Origin of the sequence: Pseudomonas putida (assembly GCF_004357765.1) — a bacterium.
Lineage (GTDB): Bacteria > Pseudomonadota > Gammaproteobacteria > Pseudomonadales > Pseudomonadaceae > Aquipseudomonas > Aquipseudomonas putida_U.
Window position 1 is genome coordinate 197,575 of record NZ_SMTE01000003.1, and the last position, 15,716, is coordinate 213,290.

At 63.2% G+C, this 15,716-nt stretch carries 16 protein-coding genes; 9 read left to right on the top strand and 7 right to left on the bottom strand.

Annotated elements, in window-relative coordinates:
- Positions 1–156: 156 nt before the first annotated feature.
- Both E2H86_RS05500 and E2H86_RS05505 read left to right on the top strand, forming a co-directional pair.
- Complete coding sequence (locus E2H86_RS05500; RefSeq protein ID WP_133325526.1) at positions 157–555, top strand: acyl-CoA thioesterase; 399 nt, start codon at positions 157–159, stop codon at positions 553–555.
- A 70-nt stretch (positions 556–625) separates the two neighbouring features.
- Positions 626–1,522 (top strand): D-hexose-6-phosphate mutarotase, encoded by an 897-nt coding sequence (locus E2H86_RS05505; RefSeq protein WP_133325528.1) that lies wholly within the window; start codon positions 626–628, stop codon positions 1,520–1,522.
- A 49-nt stretch (positions 1,523–1,571) separates the two neighbouring features.
- Here the strand turns inward: E2H86_RS05505 and E2H86_RS05510 are convergent, their stop codons facing one another.
- The 5 genes from E2H86_RS05510 to E2H86_RS05530 form a co-directional block, all read right to left on the bottom strand.
- Positions 1,572–2,105, bottom strand: a complete 534-nt coding sequence (locus E2H86_RS05510) for a DUF3299 domain-containing protein (protein WP_165976034.1) — start codon at positions 2,103–2,105, stop codon at positions 1,572–1,574.
- A 49-nt stretch (positions 2,106–2,154) separates the two neighbouring features.
- Positions 2,155–2,400, bottom strand: coding sequence for a GlsB/YeaQ/YmgE family stress response membrane protein (locus E2H86_RS05515; protein WP_003260079.1), 246 nt, complete (start codon positions 2,398–2,400; stop codon positions 2,155–2,157).
- Positions 2,401–2,498: 98 nt separating this feature from the next.
- A complete protein-coding gene (locus tag E2H86_RS05520; protein WP_133325532.1) occupies positions 2,499–3,581 on the bottom strand; it encodes a 5-(carboxyamino)imidazole ribonucleotide synthase in 1,083 nt (360 codons plus the stop codon).
- Between the two features lie 11 nt (positions 3,582–3,592).
- Positions 3,593–4,084: a 5-(carboxyamino)imidazole ribonucleotide mutase gene (purE, locus tag E2H86_RS05525; protein ID WP_038411454.1), complete on the bottom strand. Its 492-nt coding sequence runs from the start codon at positions 4,082–4,084 to the stop codon at positions 3,593–3,595.
- A gap of 171 nt (positions 4,085–4,255) precedes the next feature.
- Positions 4,256–5,188 carry a LysR substrate-binding domain-containing protein gene (locus E2H86_RS05530; protein WP_133325534.1) on the bottom strand — a complete coding sequence of 311 codons (933 nt, stop codon included), beginning with the start codon at positions 5,186–5,188 and terminating at the stop codon, positions 4,256–4,258.
- A 182-nt stretch (positions 5,189–5,370) separates the two neighbouring features.
- Here E2H86_RS05530 and aspA point away from each other — a divergent pair, with 182 nt between their 5' ends.
- The 4 genes from aspA to E2H86_RS05550 all read left to right on the top strand — a co-directional run bounded on the left by aspA (position 5,371) and on the right by E2H86_RS05550 (position 10,256).
- Positions 5,371–6,795: an aspartate ammonia-lyase gene (gene aspA, locus E2H86_RS05535; protein WP_133325536.1), complete on the top strand. Its 1,425-nt coding sequence runs from the start codon at positions 5,371–5,373 to the stop codon at positions 6,793–6,795.
- 178 nt (positions 6,796–6,973) lie between these two features.
- Positions 6,974–7,966: an AraC family transcriptional regulator gene (locus E2H86_RS05540; protein ID WP_133325538.1), complete on the top strand. Its 993-nt coding sequence runs from the start codon at positions 6,974–6,976 to the stop codon at positions 7,964–7,966.
- Positions 7,967–8,109: 143 nt separating this feature from the next.
- Positions 8,110–9,153 carry a histone deacetylase family protein gene (locus tag E2H86_RS05545; RefSeq protein ID WP_133325540.1) on the top strand — a complete coding sequence of 348 codons (1,044 nt, stop codon included), beginning with the start codon at positions 8,110–8,112 and terminating at the stop codon, positions 9,151–9,153.
- The gene (locus tag E2H86_RS05550; RefSeq protein WP_133325542.1) at positions 9,153–10,256 is read left to right on the top strand and encodes a polyamine ABC transporter substrate-binding protein; all 1,104 of its coding nucleotides are present in this window, start codon (positions 9,153–9,155) and stop codon (positions 10,254–10,256) included. Before E2H86_RS05545 ends, E2H86_RS05550 begins: the two co-directional genes overlap by 1 nt.
- Positions 10,257–10,443: 187 nt before the next feature.
- Here the strand turns inward: E2H86_RS05550 and pdxR are convergent, their stop codons facing one another.
- On the bottom strand, positions 10,444–11,964 hold the full coding sequence (gene pdxR / locus E2H86_RS05555; RefSeq protein WP_133325544.1) for a MocR-like pyridoxine biosynthesis transcription factor PdxR: 1,521 nt from the start codon (positions 11,962–11,964) through the stop codon (positions 10,444–10,446).
- A gap of 89 nt (positions 11,965–12,053) precedes the next feature.
- Here pdxR and E2H86_RS05560 point away from each other — a divergent pair, with 89 nt between their 5' ends.
- Genes E2H86_RS05560 through E2H86_RS05570 form a run of 3 tightly spaced genes read left to right on the top strand, consistent with a single transcriptional unit; the run spans position 12,054 to position 13,820 of the window.
- On the top strand, positions 12,054–12,683 hold the full coding sequence (locus E2H86_RS05560; RefSeq protein ID WP_133325546.1) for an FMN-binding negative transcriptional regulator: 630 nt from the start codon (positions 12,054–12,056) through the stop codon (positions 12,681–12,683).
- Positions 12,684–12,694: 11 nt separating this feature from the next.
- On the top strand, positions 12,695–13,141 hold the full coding sequence (locus tag E2H86_RS05565; protein ID WP_133325548.1) for a GNAT family N-acetyltransferase: 447 nt from the start codon (positions 12,695–12,697) through the stop codon (positions 13,139–13,141).
- A 7-nt stretch (positions 13,142–13,148) separates the two neighbouring features.
- The gene (locus E2H86_RS05570; RefSeq protein ID WP_133325550.1) at positions 13,149–13,820 is read left to right on the top strand and encodes a GNAT family N-acetyltransferase; all 672 of its coding nucleotides are present in this window, start codon (positions 13,149–13,151) and stop codon (positions 13,818–13,820) included.
- 77 nt (positions 13,821–13,897) lie between these two features.
- Here E2H86_RS05570 and oadA read toward each other — a convergent pair whose 3' ends face one another.
- Positions 13,898–15,706 carry a sodium-extruding oxaloacetate decarboxylase subunit alpha gene (gene oadA / locus E2H86_RS05575; RefSeq protein ID WP_133325552.1) on the bottom strand — a complete coding sequence of 603 codons (1,809 nt, stop codon included), beginning with the start codon at positions 15,704–15,706 and terminating at the stop codon, positions 13,898–13,900.
- Positions 15,707–15,716 lie beyond the last annotated feature (10 nt).

The following is a 15,716-nucleotide window of genomic DNA, read 5'->3' on the forward strand; positions in this document are numbered from 1 at the left end:
ATTAATGTACGGTCGTCGCTGGCGGTTGGCCTCTATATACTGCCCAATCGTAGGAAAAGGTTGCTCTAGATATGGGATGTTGTGCGAAAACGCCGGTCTCTATCGTCAGGCGGTTTCGCAGAGTTTCCCCACGTCACGGGTCAGAGGCCCCATCGCATGATTGAGCTCGAACAAGAAGATCCTATCCCGCAGGGTGACCTGGCCTTGCAGATCACCGCGCTGCCCCGTGAAACCAACGGGTTCGGCGATATCTTTGGCGGCTGGCTGGTGGCCCAGATGGACCTCGCCGGCACCGCCATGGCCAGCCGTGTCGCCGGTGGCCGGGTGGCCACGGTCGCTATCGACCGCATGACCTTCCTGGTGCCGGTCGCCGTGGGCGCGCAGTTGTCGTTCTATACCCAGACCCTGGATGTCGGCCGTAGCTCGATCAAGATGATGGTCGAGGTATGGAGCGACGATCCGCTATCCAGCGAATGGCGCAAGGTCACCGAGGCGGTCTTCGTGTTCGTCGCCATCGATGGCAGTGGCCGTACCCGTTCGGTGCCTCGCCGCTGAGCCTGCCCGGCGGTAAACTCATTGACGGAGAGCGGGTCCAAGGCCCACAGCAATCAATGAGACCATTGCAATGGCTACCTTTCAGGTCATAACCGAGCAACACGGCGAACTCAACTGCTGGCGTATCAGCAGCGAATGCGTCGACCTCCTGATCGCCCAACAGGGTGCCCAGATCCTCAGCTACCAGCGCATCGGCGAACCGCCGTTGCTGTGGCTGAGCGATCAGGCCATCTTCCGCCAGGGCAAGTCGGTGCGTGCGGGTGTGCCGGTGTGCTGGCCGTGGTTCGGCAATCTGCAGCGCAATCCGGCAAGCGTCCAAGCCATGTACCAGGGCGAACAGGCGCCAGCCCATGGTCTGGCGCGCACCCGCGACTGGCAGTTGCTGAGCATCGAGGAAGCGGGTGCCACGCTGCGCATCGAGTTCGAGCTGCCCGACGCTCAAGGCGCACTGCCGGGATGGCCTAACAGTGTCGAATTGAAGCTGCTGATGGTAGTAGGCGACGACCTCGAACTGACCCTGACCAGCCGCAACCTGGGTGATGCCCCGGTCACCATCAGCCAGGCGCTGCACAGCTATTTTGCGGTGAGCGATGTTCGCCAGGCACATGTCGAAGGTGTCGAGGGGCTTGGCTATATCGAGACCCTGGCCGAATGGGAGTTGCGCCGACAGCAGGGCCCGCTGGAGTTCGCTGGAGAGACCGACCGCATCTATCTGGCCACGCCTGCGACGTTGAGCATCGTCGACCCGCAATGGGGCCGGCGTATCAACCTGACTGCTTCGGGTTCGCGCTCGGCGGTGATCTGGAACCCGTGGACCGAGCGGGCCCGGGAGCTGGCGGACATGGCCGACGATGGCTGGCAGCGGATGCTGTGCATCGAGACGGCCAATGTCTGGGACGATGTGGTGACGATCGCGCCGGGAGCGAGCAGTGCCCTGGCGGTCAGGGTTGCGAGCGAAAGGATCTGAATCTTGTGCTGGTTTACCCGCGAAGAGGCCAGTGATGACAACAGAATCTTCAGAGATCAGCCTCTTCCACCACCCTCACCTGCCCGGCATCCAGCGCATACGCTGCGTCGGCCAGGTCATTGCTGACCTTCTCCACCTTCAAGGTGCCACTGACCCACAGCGGTGTGTAGATGTCGTCGATCTTCAGGCCCTTCGGATAGCGCACCAGCACCAACTGGTTCGGTGGTGGCGGCGGCACGTGGATGCAGGCGCCCGGATATGGCACCAGGAAGAACAGGGTGCTATTGCCCTTGGCGTCGCTTTCCAGCGGCACCGGATAACCGCCGAGGCGAATGTCCTTGCCGTTCATGGCCGCAACGGTCTTGGTCGAATACATCACCGCCGGCAGACCCTTGCTCTGTTTCAAGCCACCCTTGGTCGTGAAGGTGCCCTGTGCCTCGGGGGAGTTGTGGTCGATTTCGGGCATTTGCTCCAAGGCTTTCTGGTCCGACTTGGGCATCAACTCCAACCAGTCGGTTTCGGGCAGCTCGGCATGGGCCAGGGCACTGGCAAGGAGCAGGGGAAAAATGAAAAACGCACGCATGGCAATGCTCGGCAACTCGGAATGAATTGCCGGGCATTCTAACCAGTAATCAGCGTTTCTTGATGAATCCGTAGATCACCAGCAGGATCACCGCACCCACCAGAGCCCCCAGGAACCCAGCAGCCTGACCAGCCTGGTAGATACCCAGAGCCTGGCCGCCGTAGGTGGCGAGCAGGGAGCCGGCGATGCCCAGCAGAATGGTCATGATCCAGCCCATGCTGTCGTCGCCCGGTTTGATGAAGCGGGCCAGCAGGCCGACGATGAGGCCGATGAAGATGGTTCCGATGATACCCATGTGCAGTCCCTCTGCAGTGGAAGATGGAACAAGCCAAAGCCTAGTCAGCGCTTTGGCTTGTTGCCATTTCAGAGGGCAAACGGCGGGTAGAAGTTCGATCAGTTGGCGATCAGGGCTTCAACTTCGGCGATCTTGCTGCGGAGCGTAGGCATATCCTTGCACCGCAGGGTGGCATGGCCGACCTTGCGGCCAGTCTTGAACGCCTTGCCGTAGTGGTGCAGGTGGCAATCGTCGATGGCCACGACCTTGTCCACGGCCGGGACTTCGCCGATGAAGTTGAGCATGGCACTCTCGCCGACCTTGGCGGTCGAGCCCAGCGGCAGACCTGCCACCGCACGCAGGTGGTTCTCGAACTGGCTGCACTCGGCGCCCTCGATGGTCCAGTGCCCGGAGTTATGCACGCGCGGTGCGATCTCGTTGGCCTTCAGGCCGCCATCGACTTCGAAGAACTCGAACGCCATCACGCCAACATAGTCCAGCTGCTTGAGCACACGGCCGACGTAGTCTTCGGCCAGGGCCTGCAGCGGATGCGCGTCGCTGGCTACCGACAGGCGCAGGATGCCGCTTTCGTGGGTGTTGTGCACCAGTGGGTAGAAGCGTGTCTCGCCATCACGAGCGCGCACCGCCACCAGCGATACTTCACCGGTGAACGGTACGAAACCTTCCAGCAGGCAGGGCACGCTGCCCAGCTCGGCGAAGGTGTCGACCACGTCCTCGGGGGTGCGCAGGACCTTCTGGCCCTTGCCGTCGTAGCCCAGGGTACGGGTCTTGAGCACCGCCGGCAGACCGATGCTGGCCACTGCCGCGTCCAAGTCCGCCTGGGACAGGATGTCGGCGAAGGCCGGGGTCGGAATCCCCAGGTCGCGGAACATGCTCTTTTCGAAGAGGCGATCGCGGGCGATGCGCAGGGCCTCCGCGCTGGGATACACCGGCACGAACTGCGAGAGGAAGGCAACGGTCTCGGCCGGGACGCTTTCGAACTCGAAGGTCACCAGGTCGACTTCGTCGGCCAACTGGCGCAGGTGGTCCTGGTCGCCGTAGTCGGCCCGCAGGTGCTCGCCCAGAGGCGCGGCGCAGGCATCCGGCGCCGGATCGAGGAAGGCGAAGTTCATGCCCAGCGGGGTGCCCGCCAGAGCCAGCATGCGGCCCAGTTGGCCGCCACCGATTACACCGATCTTCATGGTCGTCAGCCTCAGGCCTGGCGTGGATCAGGATTGTCCAGCACGGTGTCGGTCTGCTCCGTGCGGAACTGCTTGAGCGCGGCGTGGAACTGCGGGTGCTTGGCGCCCAGGATGCTGGCCGACAGCAGTGCGGCGTTGACCGCGCCGGCACGGCCGATGGCCAAGGTCGCAACCGGCACGCCGGCGGGCATCTGCACGATCGACAGCAGCGAATCGACGCCCGACAGCATCGACGACTGCACCGGCACGCCCAGCACCGGCAGATGGGTCTTGGCGGCGCACATGCCCGGCAGGTGGGCTGCGCCACCGGCACCGGCGATGATCACCTCGATGCCACGACCCTCGGCCTCCTCGGCATACTGGAACAGCAGATCCGGGGTACGGTGGGCGGAAACCACCTTCACCTCGTAGGGAATGCCGAGTTTTTCCAGCATATCGGCGGTGTGGCTAAGGGTGGACCAATCGGACTTGGAGCCCATGATCACGCCAACCAGTGCACTCATCGTCGAGCCTCTTCGCTTGTGCGCCCGCGGGCGCGTCAAAAAACAACAAGCCACGCGGGACGACCGGCGTGGCTTGTTTGCTGATCAGGACCGGACGCATCCGGTCGAAAGGCCGCGCAGTATACCGTAAGGCGGTGCGTTTAAGGCACCCCGGCGACCAACTGTCGCCCCTTATTTTTCGGGGCTTTGACTGACTTTTGGGTCAACCGTCGTCGCGCCCTCGAGCTTGCGCCACAACAGCCGTACGTTGGCCTTGCGTACCAGGGCGCAGCGGTACAGGCGGATTTCCAGCGGCACGTGCCATTGGCTGCCGCCACAGATCACCAACTCGCCGCGCTCCAGCTCGCCGCGCATGGACAAGCGCGGCACCCAAGCGATGCCCATGCCCTCCAGTGCCATGCTCTTGAGACTGTCGGCCATGGCGGTTTCGTACACCGTGGTGTAGCGCAGGTTGCGCTGACGCAGCAGCAGGCTCACCGATCGACCGAGGAAGGCCCCGGCACTGTAGGCCAGCAACGGCACGCTGGCCTCGCTCTCAAGGTCGAACATCGGCTTGCCATCGCTGTCCACGGCGCATACCGGGAGCATCTCGGTGGTGCCCATGTGCAACGACGGAAAGATCTCGGCGTCCATCTGCAGGGCCGCGTCGGGGTCGTAGAACGCCAGCATCAAGTCACAGCCCCCCTCGCGCAATGCGTGCACGGCATCCCCTACGTTAGTCGCAACCAGGCGGGTGGCGATGTTCAGGCCATCGTTGCGCAACTGGGCCACCCAACGCGGGAAAAACCCCGAAGCCAGGGAGTGCGCGGCGGCCACTTGGATCACCTCGCCCTGCCCGCCCTCAAGGTGATGCAAATGGCGGAGAACTTCGCTCAACTGGTCGACAACTGTACGCGCCGTCACGAGAAACAGTTGACCTGCCTCAGTCAGTTCGATCGGCGTGCGCGCGCGGTTCACCAACTGCAGGCCGAGAGCCGCCTCAAGGCTGCGAATACGCCGGCTGAAGGCGGGTTGGGTGACGAAACGGCGCTCAGCGGCCTGGGAAAAACTGCGCGTGGCGGCGAGGGCGCTGAAATCTTCGAGCCACTTGCTTTCGAGGTTCATGAAGCGGGTCTCCCGGCATGCACCAAAATGGGACACGCTCGAATATCAATTGACGTCACATCGATCATTATGCCGTTTATGCATAGGTTAGCGTGCAACAGCATTGGCCGCAAAATCCTGAAAAGGCCTAGGATTGGCGCCATTCCGGCATGTGCCGGGTCAAAATCGAGATGATATCCATCATGTCCTCCGCTGCATCGTTCCGCGTCGAAAAAGATCTCCTTGGTACCCTTGAAGTTCCTGCCGATGCCTACTACGGCATCCAGACCCTGCGCGCTGCCAACAACTTCCATCTCTCCGGTGTCCCGCTGTCGCACTACCCCAAGCTGGTCGTGGCCCTGGCCATGGTCAAGCAGGCCGCTGCCGACGCCAACCGTGAGCTGGGTCACCTGAGCGATGCCAAGCACGCCGCCATCAGCGAAGCCTGCGCTCGTCTGATCAAGGGTGACTTCCACGATCAGTTCGTGGTGGACATGATCCAGGGCGGTGCTGGTACTTCTACCAACATGAACGCCAACGAAGTCATTGCCAACGTCGCGCTGGAGGTCATGGGCCACCAGAAGGGTGAGTACCAGTACCTGCACCCGAACAACGACGTGAACATGGCGCAGTCGACCAACGATGCTTATCCGACCGCTATTCGCCTGGGCCTGCTGCTCGGCCATGACGCCCTGCTGGCCAGCCTCGACAGCCTGATCCAAGCCTTCGCCGCCAAGGGCAAGGAATTCGACCACGTCCTGAAGATGGGCCGTACCCAGCTGCAAGACGCCGTGCCGATGACCCTGGGGCAAGAATTCCGCGCCTTCGCCACCACCATGACCGAAGACCTGCAGCGCCTGCGCTCGCTGGCTCCGGAACTGCTGACCGAAATCAACCTGGGCGGCACCGCCATCGGCACCGGGATCAACGCCGACCCGGGCTATCAGGCCCTGGCCGTACAACGCCTGGCCACCATCAGCGGCCAGCCGCTGGTACCGGCCGCCGACCTGATCGAAGCCACGTCCGACATGGGTGCCTTCGTGCTGTTCTCCGGCATGCTCAAGCGCACCGCGGTCAAGCTGTCGAAGATCTGCAACGACCTGCGCCTGCTGTCCAGCGGCCCACGCACCGGCATCAACGAGATCAACCTGCCAGCACGCCAGCCGGGCAGCTCGATCATGCCAGGCAAGGTCAACCCGGTGATTCCGGAGGCCGTCAACCAGGTGGCTTTCGCCATCATGGGCAACGACCTGGCCCTGACCGTCGCTGCCGAAGGCGGCCAGCTGCAGCTGAACGTGATGGAGCCGCTCATCGCCTACAAGATCTTCGACTCGATCCGCCTGCTCCAGCGCGCCATGGACATGCTGCGCGAGCACTGCATCGTCGGCATCACCGCCAACGAACAGCGCTGCCGTGAACTGGTCGAACACTCGATCGGCCTGGTCACTGCCCTGAACCCGTACATCGGCTACGAAAACGCCACCCGTATCGCCCGCGTCGCTCTGGAAACAGGCCGTGGCGTGCTGGAACTGGTGCGCGAAGAAGGCCTGCTGGACGAAGCGATGCTCAACGACATCCTGCGTCCGGAAAACATGATCGCTCCACGTCTGGTTCCGTTGAAGGCGTAACCCAGACCGCTGCAACCGTCTCACCAGGTCGAGGGACTAGACACCTCTCAACCTTTCCAAGGCCCGCGCCGAAGCGCCGGGCCTTTTTTTTGCCTGACAAACCAGCACGAGCTGCGCCCCGCAGCTATCGGCACACAACTTGCTCCATAATGTTCCCAGCCCAACGGGACGATCGAGCATGCTGCACAGCCACCTGACCACCCTCAACGCGGTTTCATTGATTCTCAACGTATTCCGCGAGGAAGGCTGCGAGGCTTCGACGCTGCTCGCCGGCAGCGGCATAGGCCCAGCGGACCTCGACCATGCCGATGCGCGGATCACTACCCAGCAGGAACTGCAGGTCTGCGCCAACGCCGTGGCCCGGCGTGAGGACATTGGCCTGGAACTGGGCCGGCGCATGCACGTGTCCTGCTATGGCATGCTCGGTTACGCGCTGCTCTCCAGTGCCACTTTGGGTGACGCCCTGCGCCTGGCATTGCGCTACCCGGCACTGCTGGGAACAGTCTTCCGCTTGCGCCTGGTCGAAGAAGGCCAGCGGGTCTGGCTGAGCGCCAGCGACTCGCACGAAGCCCCGGCGCTGGCCGCCTTCAACGCCGAGTTCTGCCTGGTCTCGCTCAAGGTCATCTGCGACGACCTGCTGGGCCGCACCCTGCCGTTGCTCGGCGCACGCTTCGAGCACTCGCGGCCCGCCTACCACGCGCTGTACCCAGAAACCTTCCAGTGCCCGCTGCGCTTCGCCGCCGAAGACAATGCCTTCGCCTTCGAGCGACGCTGGCTGGACATGCCACTGCCGCTGGCCGACCCCATCACCCACCAGGCCATGAGCGAACGCTGCCGGCGCCTGAATCTGGAGTTCACAGGGCGGCAGGCGTGGCTGGAGCGAATTCGTCAATTGTTGCTGCAACAGCTGGATTCAGCCCCGGGTCTCGAAGGGCTGGCACGGCAGATGAACTGCTCGTCGCGCACCTTGCGAAGGCATCTACAGGCGCTGGGCAGCAGTTATCAACAGCTGCTCGATGAACTGCGCTTCGAGCGGGCCAAGCAATTGCTGGCCGATGAACAGATGCCGATCTACCGGATCGCCGAGACGCTGGGATTCAGCGAGACGGCCAGTTTTCGGCATGCGTTTCAGCGTTGGAGTGGTGTCGCACCGAGTCATTTTCGAGGCTGATCAGTACTGGCCCGCGAAGAGGCCGGTACTGTCCGGCCACCGATCTTGGCCACATCGATCCCCTTTTGGCCGTTCGCGTCGTTCTCCGTCCCCACCCCACCCGTGAAAATGGCCCTACGCCAGTCCCACCGGAGAACAACAAAATGCTGACGATCTATTCCGATGATCATCGCCTGCACCACGGTCGCTGTGAGCTGATCGACGGCAAGCTGATGCCCTGTTTCGAGATGCCGTCGCGCGCCGACCATGTGCTCGAGCGGGTCAAGAAGCGCGACCTTGGCCCGGTTCAAGGCCCGACCGACTTCGGTCGCGCGCCGCTGCAGCGCATCCACAGCGCTGACTACCTGGACTTCTTCGAAGGCGCCTGGGCGCGTTGGGCTGCCATGGGCCAGGAAGGCGACCTGCTGCCCTTCACCTGGCCGGCGCGCACCCTGCGCCAGGTCAAACCGACCGGCCTGCACGGCGAGCTGGGCTACTACAGCTTCGATGCCGGTGCTCCGATCACCGCCGGCACCTGGCAGGCCGCCTACAGCGCCGCGCAAGTCGCCCTCACCGCCCAGGCCGCGATCCAGCAAGGCGCCCACTCGGCCTTCGCGCTATGCCGACCACCAGGGCATCACGCCGCCGCCGAGGTCATGGGCGGTTACTGCTACCTGAACAACGCCGCCATCGCCGCCCAGGCCTTCCTCGACCAGGGTCGGGCAAAGGTCGCCATCCTCGATGTCGACTACCACCACGGCAACGGCACCCAGGATATCTTCTACCGCCGCAACGACGTGTTCTTCGCCTCCATCCACGGCGATCCCCAGGCAGAATTCCCGTTCTTCCTCGGCTACGCCGATGAAACCGGCGAAGGCGCGGGCGAAGGCTGCAACGTCAACTATCCACTGCCCGCCGGTAGCGACTGGCACGCCTGGAGCGCCGCCCTGGAGGACGCCTGCCAACGCATCGCCGACTACGATGCCGAGGTGCTGGTGATCTCGCTGGGCGTGGACACCTTCAAGGACGACCCGATTTCGCAGTTCAAGCTGGACAGCCCTGACTACCTGGAGATGGGCAAGCGCATCGGCCAGCTCGGCAAGCCGACCCTGTTCGTGATGGAAGGCGGCTACGCTGTCGAGGAAATCGGCATCAATGCAGTCAATGTGCTGGAAGGTTTCCAACTCGCCCAACCAGGAGCCCGGTAATGGTCCGACTCAAGCGCCTGCTCGCCCCGCTCATCGCCACTGCCCTGGTCGCAGGCGCCCTGCCTGCCCAGGCCGAACAGCGTACCTTGCGGGTCTATAACTGGTTCGACTACATCACCCCGCAGACCCTGACCGGCTTCCAGGCCGACAGCGGGGTGAAGCTGATCTACGACATTTTCGACACCAATGAGGCGCTCGAAGCCAAGTTGCTGACCGGCAATTCCGGCTATGACGTGGTGGTGCCGTCCAACGTCTTCCTCGCCAAGCAGATCGAGGCCGGGGTGTTCCAGCCACTGGACCGCAGCAAGCTGCCTAACTGGCAGCACCTGGATCCGGCCCTGATGAAGCTGATCGAGGCCAACGACCCCGGCAACAAGTTCGCCGTGCCCTACATGTATGGCACCGTGCTGATAGGCTTCAACCCAGACAAGGTCAAGGCGGCACTGGGTGACCAAGCGCCGGTGGACAGCTGGGATCTGATCTTCAAGGAAGAGAACATCGCCAAGCTCAAGCAATGCGGTGTGGCGCTGCTCGACTCGCCATCGGAGATCCTGCCGCTGGCCTTGCAGTACCTGGGCCTGCCGCCGAACAGCGACAAGCCGGCTGACTACAAGAAGGCCGAGCAGTTGATGCTCAAGATCCGCCCCTACATCACCTACTTCCATTCCTCGAAGTACATGGCCGACATCGCCAACGGCGACATCTGCGTGGCAGTGGGCTACAGCGGCAGCTTCTCGCAGGCCGCCAACCGCGCACGGGATGCCAAGAATGGCGTGGTGGTGGACATGCGTCTGCCCAAGGAAGGTGCACCGATCTGGTTCGACATGTTGGCGATCCCGAAGAACGCCGCCAACCCCGAGGATGCCCATGCATTCATCAACTATCTGCTGCGACCGGAGGTGATCGCGCCGATCAGCGACTTCGTCGGTTACCCCAACCCGAACAAGGACGCCACTGACAAGGTCAGCCCGGCGATTCGCAGCAACCCGAACCTGTACCCGACAGCAGAGGCGATGACCAAGCTGTATACCCTCAAGCCGTTACCGCGTGACGCGGAGCGGGCACGCACGCGAGCCTGGACGCGGATCAAGTCCGGAACCTGAGTCGCGCCCTTCGCGGCGGTTCGGCGCCCCGACTTGTCCCGCGAATGGGGCGACGCGGTGGATGGCACCGGCTTCGCCGGTGTTCGCGGGACAAGCCCGCTCCCACAGATCTCCGCTAAATCAATGAGTTATGTTTTGTTCTATGAGAGCGGGTTTGTCGGGGCGCCGAACCGCCGGGAAGCGCCCCTCATCGCCGCCAAGCCTTGCGCAAGCGCATCAACGCCTCGGCGATCTCCCCTTCAGGCACCGCTGCAAACCCCAGCACCAATCCAGCACGCTTATCCACAGGCACCTCGCTGTCCGGCAACCAGTACCCACTCAATGGCGAAATCTCGACGCCCACCTCCGCTGCCCTGGCCAGCAGTTCCTGCTCTCGCGCAAGGTTATCCACATCCACCTTCACATGCAGTCCGGCCGCTACCTCCGGCATGGGTCCCAACCCTGCGACATCCTCCGGCCAACCCGCTTTGAGCACGTTGCGCCGGCTCAACGCCGCCTTGCGCATACGACGGATATGCCGCTGGAAGTGCCCCTGGGCCATGAACTCGGCCATCACGCACTGGCTGCCGACCTCCGAATGTCGCACCGCCAGTGCCCTGCCCTGGCTGAACGCCTCCACCAGCCGCGGCGGCAGCACCAGGTAGCCCAGGCGCAGCGCCGGAAAGGCGATCTTGCCGAAGGTACCGACGTACAACACCCGCCCTCCCCGGTCCAACGCCGCCAGGGGTGACAGCGGCGCACCGCTATAGCGGTACTCGCCATCGTAGTCGTCCTCGATGATCCAGCCATCGCCGCGCTCGGCCCAGGCCAGCAACTCCAGGCGCCGCGCCAGGCTCATGGTCACCCCGGTAGGGTATTGGTGCGCCGGCGTGACATAGGCCAGCCGACAGTCGGCCACCTGCGCCAGGCGGCTGCAATCCATGCCGTCGTGGTCTACCGCTACGCCCACCACCTTGGCCCCGGCCACCGCGAAGGCGTGGCCGGCGGCTCGGTAACCTGGGTTTTCCACAGCCACCGCGTCACCAGGCTGCAACAGCAACTGTGCACAAAGACTGATTGCCTGCTGCGCGCCACTGGTGATCACAATTTGTTCAGCCACGCACGACAAGCCTCGCGAACGACGCAAGTAAGCGGCGATCAGTTCACGCAATACTGCCTCACCCGCCGGATCGCCGTAACCGAGTTGCGCAGGATCGGGATCGCGCCAGAAACCCGCCTGCAGCTTGGCCCAAACGTCGAACGGGAACAAATCGAACGCGGGAATTCCGACACGAAAAGCGCGTGGGGCCCCGCTTTTTGGAGGCGCCAAATGGTGTTTTTTCAGCCGCAGCAGCGGCTCGCTAGTACGCGCGCCGCTGGACAAATCACCAGTATTCTCTTGCTCAAATGTGGATAAACCTGTTGATAACCCCAGGGATAACCCTGTGGACAGTTGTGTGGATAGTTTTGTCACGTAGGTGCCATCCCCGACCCGGCTTTCAATGTAACCCTCGGCATACAACTGGTCGTAGGCGCGTACCACGCTGTTGCGCGATAACGCCAGCATGCTCGCCAGATCACGGGTGGCCGGCAGCCGCGTGCCGCTGCTCAAGCGCCCATCCAGCACTCGCGTGCGCAAAGCCTGATACAGCTGCTGGCTGAGACCGCGTCGGCGGTCGAGGACGATCCCCGCAGGGTCGAATGGCAATACGAGGGGGCGCTCGCTCATGGAATTGGACCTATCAAAACAGTCAGCAATGGCTCTTAACCTAGACCAATAGCCTGCCTACGATGACGCTATTCGACAAGGAACTGCGCATGTACAACAGCAAACCCCATCAGGAGCACGACCTCGACCGGTTGCACCAGCACATGCAGGGCACCCGCCTGGCCATGCTGGTCAGCCACGGCGAACACGGCCTGCTGGCCACGCACTTGCCCGTGTTGGTGGACACCCACGAGGGCGAGTTCGGGACCGTCTACGCCCACCTGGCCAGGGCCAATCGCCAATGGCAGGACCTCGAGCGAGGCGCCGAAGCGCTGCTGGTGTTCCCAGGCGCCGACGCCTATGTCAGTCCCAGTTACTACCCAAGCAAGGCCGACAATCCCAAGGTAGTACCCACCTGGAACTATCTGGCGGTACACGCCTATGGCTCAGCGGAAGTTATCCACAGCCCGGAGTCGCTGCTGGAGATCGTCAGCCGCTTGACCGATCGCCATGAACGGGCTCGCCAGACGCCGTGGAAGGTTTCCGACGCGCCCCGCGACTACCTGGACGGCATGCTTCGCGCCATCGTCGGCATTCGCCTGCCGATAGCCCGCTTGCAAGGGGCGCGCAAACTCAGCCAGAACCGCTCGGCCGAGGACATCGCTGGCGTGCGCGAAGGGCTGGAGGCCAGCTCCGATCACCTGGATAACCAACTTGCGGCGCAAATGCGCCAACTCTGAAGGAAAAGCCCATGCCCAGCGTTACCCTGCGCCCCGTCTCCGCCCAAGACCACGCCGCCTGGTTCGGCCTTTGGCAGGACTACCTGCGTTTCTACGAAACCGAACTGGCCGATGAGGTCAGCGCCAGCACTTGGCAACGCCTGCTGGACCCGAACGAGCCCACCCATTCGGCCTTGGCCTGGGTGGATGGCAAGGCGGTCGGCATGGTCAACTGGATCTATCATCGTTCCAACTGGAGCATCGAGAACGCCTGCTACCTGCAGGACTTGTACGTGGACAGCAGCCAACGCGGCCTGGGCATCGGTCGCCAGCTGATCGAGCATGTCTACGCCACGTCCAAGGCAGCCGGGTGCATCAAGGTGCACTGGCTGACCCACGAAACCAACGCCACCGCCATCAGCCTGTACCAGCAGGTTGCCGAGCGCCCTGGCTTCATCCAATTCCGCAAAGGGTTGTAGGCAGATCATGACTGACGCATTGCACTGGAAGCCCGCCACGCCACCACTGGCGGAAACCCTCGAAGGCCGTTTCATACGCCTGGAAAAACTCGACCCTACAGGCCATGGCGATGACCTCTGGCAGGTACTTCAGGGCCCAGGTAGCGACCCGCGCCTGTGGGACTACCTGCCTTACGGCCCGTTTGCCGAGCGCAGTACGTTCGACCGTTGGCTGGAAGGTAACGCCGCCAGCCGCGATCCGCTGTTCTACACCGTCATCGATCGCGGCAACGGCCAGGCCCAGGGCATCCTCAGCCTGTTGTCGATCGTGCCTGAGCATGGTCGCATCGAAATCGGCCATATCGCCTTCGGCGCCATCATGCAGCGCACCCCCAAGGGCACTGAAGCCATCTACCTCCTCGGCAAGCTGGGCTTCGCACTGGGCAACCGGCGCCTGGAATGGAAGTGCAACAACGACAACGCCCGCTCCAAGCGCGCGGCCGAGCGCTTCGGCTTCGTCTACGAAGGGGTGTTTCGCAAGCACATGGTGGTCAAGGACCATAACCGCGATACGGCGTGGTACTCGATTACCGATGAGGAGTGGCCACAGGTGGCGGCGGGGTTCGAGCGGTGGTTGAGTGAGGAGAACCAGCGGCCTGGGGGGCAAGTGGAGACGCTGGAGACATGCCGCCAGGGTTGAGTGGCCAGTTAATCCACCACAAAAAAAGGGGAGCATCCGCTCCCCCGAGGTAAACCGCTTGTAGATGAGGGCTTCGATCAGCCCTCGATCTCGATCAGGATCTCACCCGGCGTCACGCGATCGCCCTTGGCCACGTGGATGGCCACGACCTTGCCGGCGATGGCCGCCTGGACTTCGGTCTCCATCTTCATGGCTTCGGTGATCAGTACAGCCTGACCGGCCTTGACCATGTCGCCTTCCTTGACCAGCACATCGACGATGTTGCCTGGCATGGTGGTGCTGACGTGGCCTGGGGCGCTGGCCTGCTTACGCTTGCTGCCGCCACCGCCGACGAACTCGTTGAGCGGCTCGAACACCACTTCTTCCGGCATGCCGTCGATCGACAGGTAGAAGTGACGCTTGCCTTCGGCTTTCACACCCACGCCGGTGATATCGACGCGGTAGGTTTCGCCGTGCACGTCGATGACGAACTCGGTCGGTACGCCTTCGCCGCCTGGGGCGGCAACAGCGCCGGCTTCCGGGATCGGCAGCAGGGCTTCGGGGGTCAGGGTGCCGGCCTCACGCTCTTCGAGGAACTTGCGCCCGATGTCCGGGAACATCGCGAAGGTCAACACGTCTTCTTCGCAACGGGCCAGGGCACCGATGTCAGCACGCAGCTTGGTCATCTCCGGCTTGAGCAGGTCGGCTGGACGCACGTCGATCACATCTTCGCTGCCGATCGCCTGACGGCGCAGTTGCTCGTTGACCACGCCTGGAGCCTTGCCGTAACCGCCTTGCAGGTACAGCTTCACCTCGTTGGTGATGGTCTTGTAGCGCTCGCCGGCCAGCACGTTGAAGAACGCCTGGGTACCGACGATCTGCGAAGTCGGGGTCACCAGCGGCGGGAAGCCGAGGTCTTCACGCACCCGCGGGATCTCCGCCAGCACTTCGTTCATGCGGTTGAGGGCACCTTGCTCCTTGAGCTGGTTGGCCAGGTTGGAAATCATCCCGCCCGGCACCTGGTTGACCTGCACGCGGGTATCCACGGCGGTGAACTCGCTCTCGAACTGGTGGTATTTCTTGCGCACGGCGTAGAAGTACAGACCGATTTCCTGCAGCAGTTCCAGGTCCAGGCCGGTGTCGAACTCGCTGCCCTTGAGCGCTGCGACCATCGACTCGGTGCCCGGATGGCTGGTGCCCCAGGCAAAGCTGGAGATCGCGGTGTCGATATGATCGGCGCCGTTTTCCACAGCCTTGAGCTGGCACATCGCGGCCAGGCCGGCGGTGTCGTGGGAGTGGATGAACACCGGCAGCGATTGCTCGGCCTTCAGCGCCTTGACCAGCTCACCGGTGGCATACGGGGTGAGCAGGCCGGCCATGTCCTTGATCGCCACCGAATCGCAACCCATGGCTTCCATCTGCTTGGCCTGGTTGACGAAGGCTTCGATGGTGTGGACCGGGCTGGTGGTGTAGGCGATGGTGCCCTGGGCGTGCTTGCCGGCGGCCTTCACCGCCTCGATGGCCACGCGCAGGTTACGCACATCGTTCATGGCATCGAAGATGCGGAACACGTCGATGCCGTTGACCGCAGCCTTGGCGACGAACGCCTTGACCACGTCGTCGCTGTAGTGGCGGTAGCCCAGCAGGTTCTGGCCGCGCAGGAGCATCTGCAGGCGGGTGTTGGGCAGTGCCGCGCGCAGCTTGCGCAGGCGCTCCCACGGGTCTTCCTTGAGGAAGCGCACACAGGCATCGAAGGTCGCGCCACCCCAGACTTCCAGCGACCAGTAGCCGACCTTGTCGAGCTTGTCGCAGATCGGCAGCATGTCTTCGGTGCGCATGCGGGTAGCCAGCAGGGACTGGTGGGCGTCGCGCAGGATCGTGTCGGTTACGTGAATTTTCTTGGACATTATAGGGTTC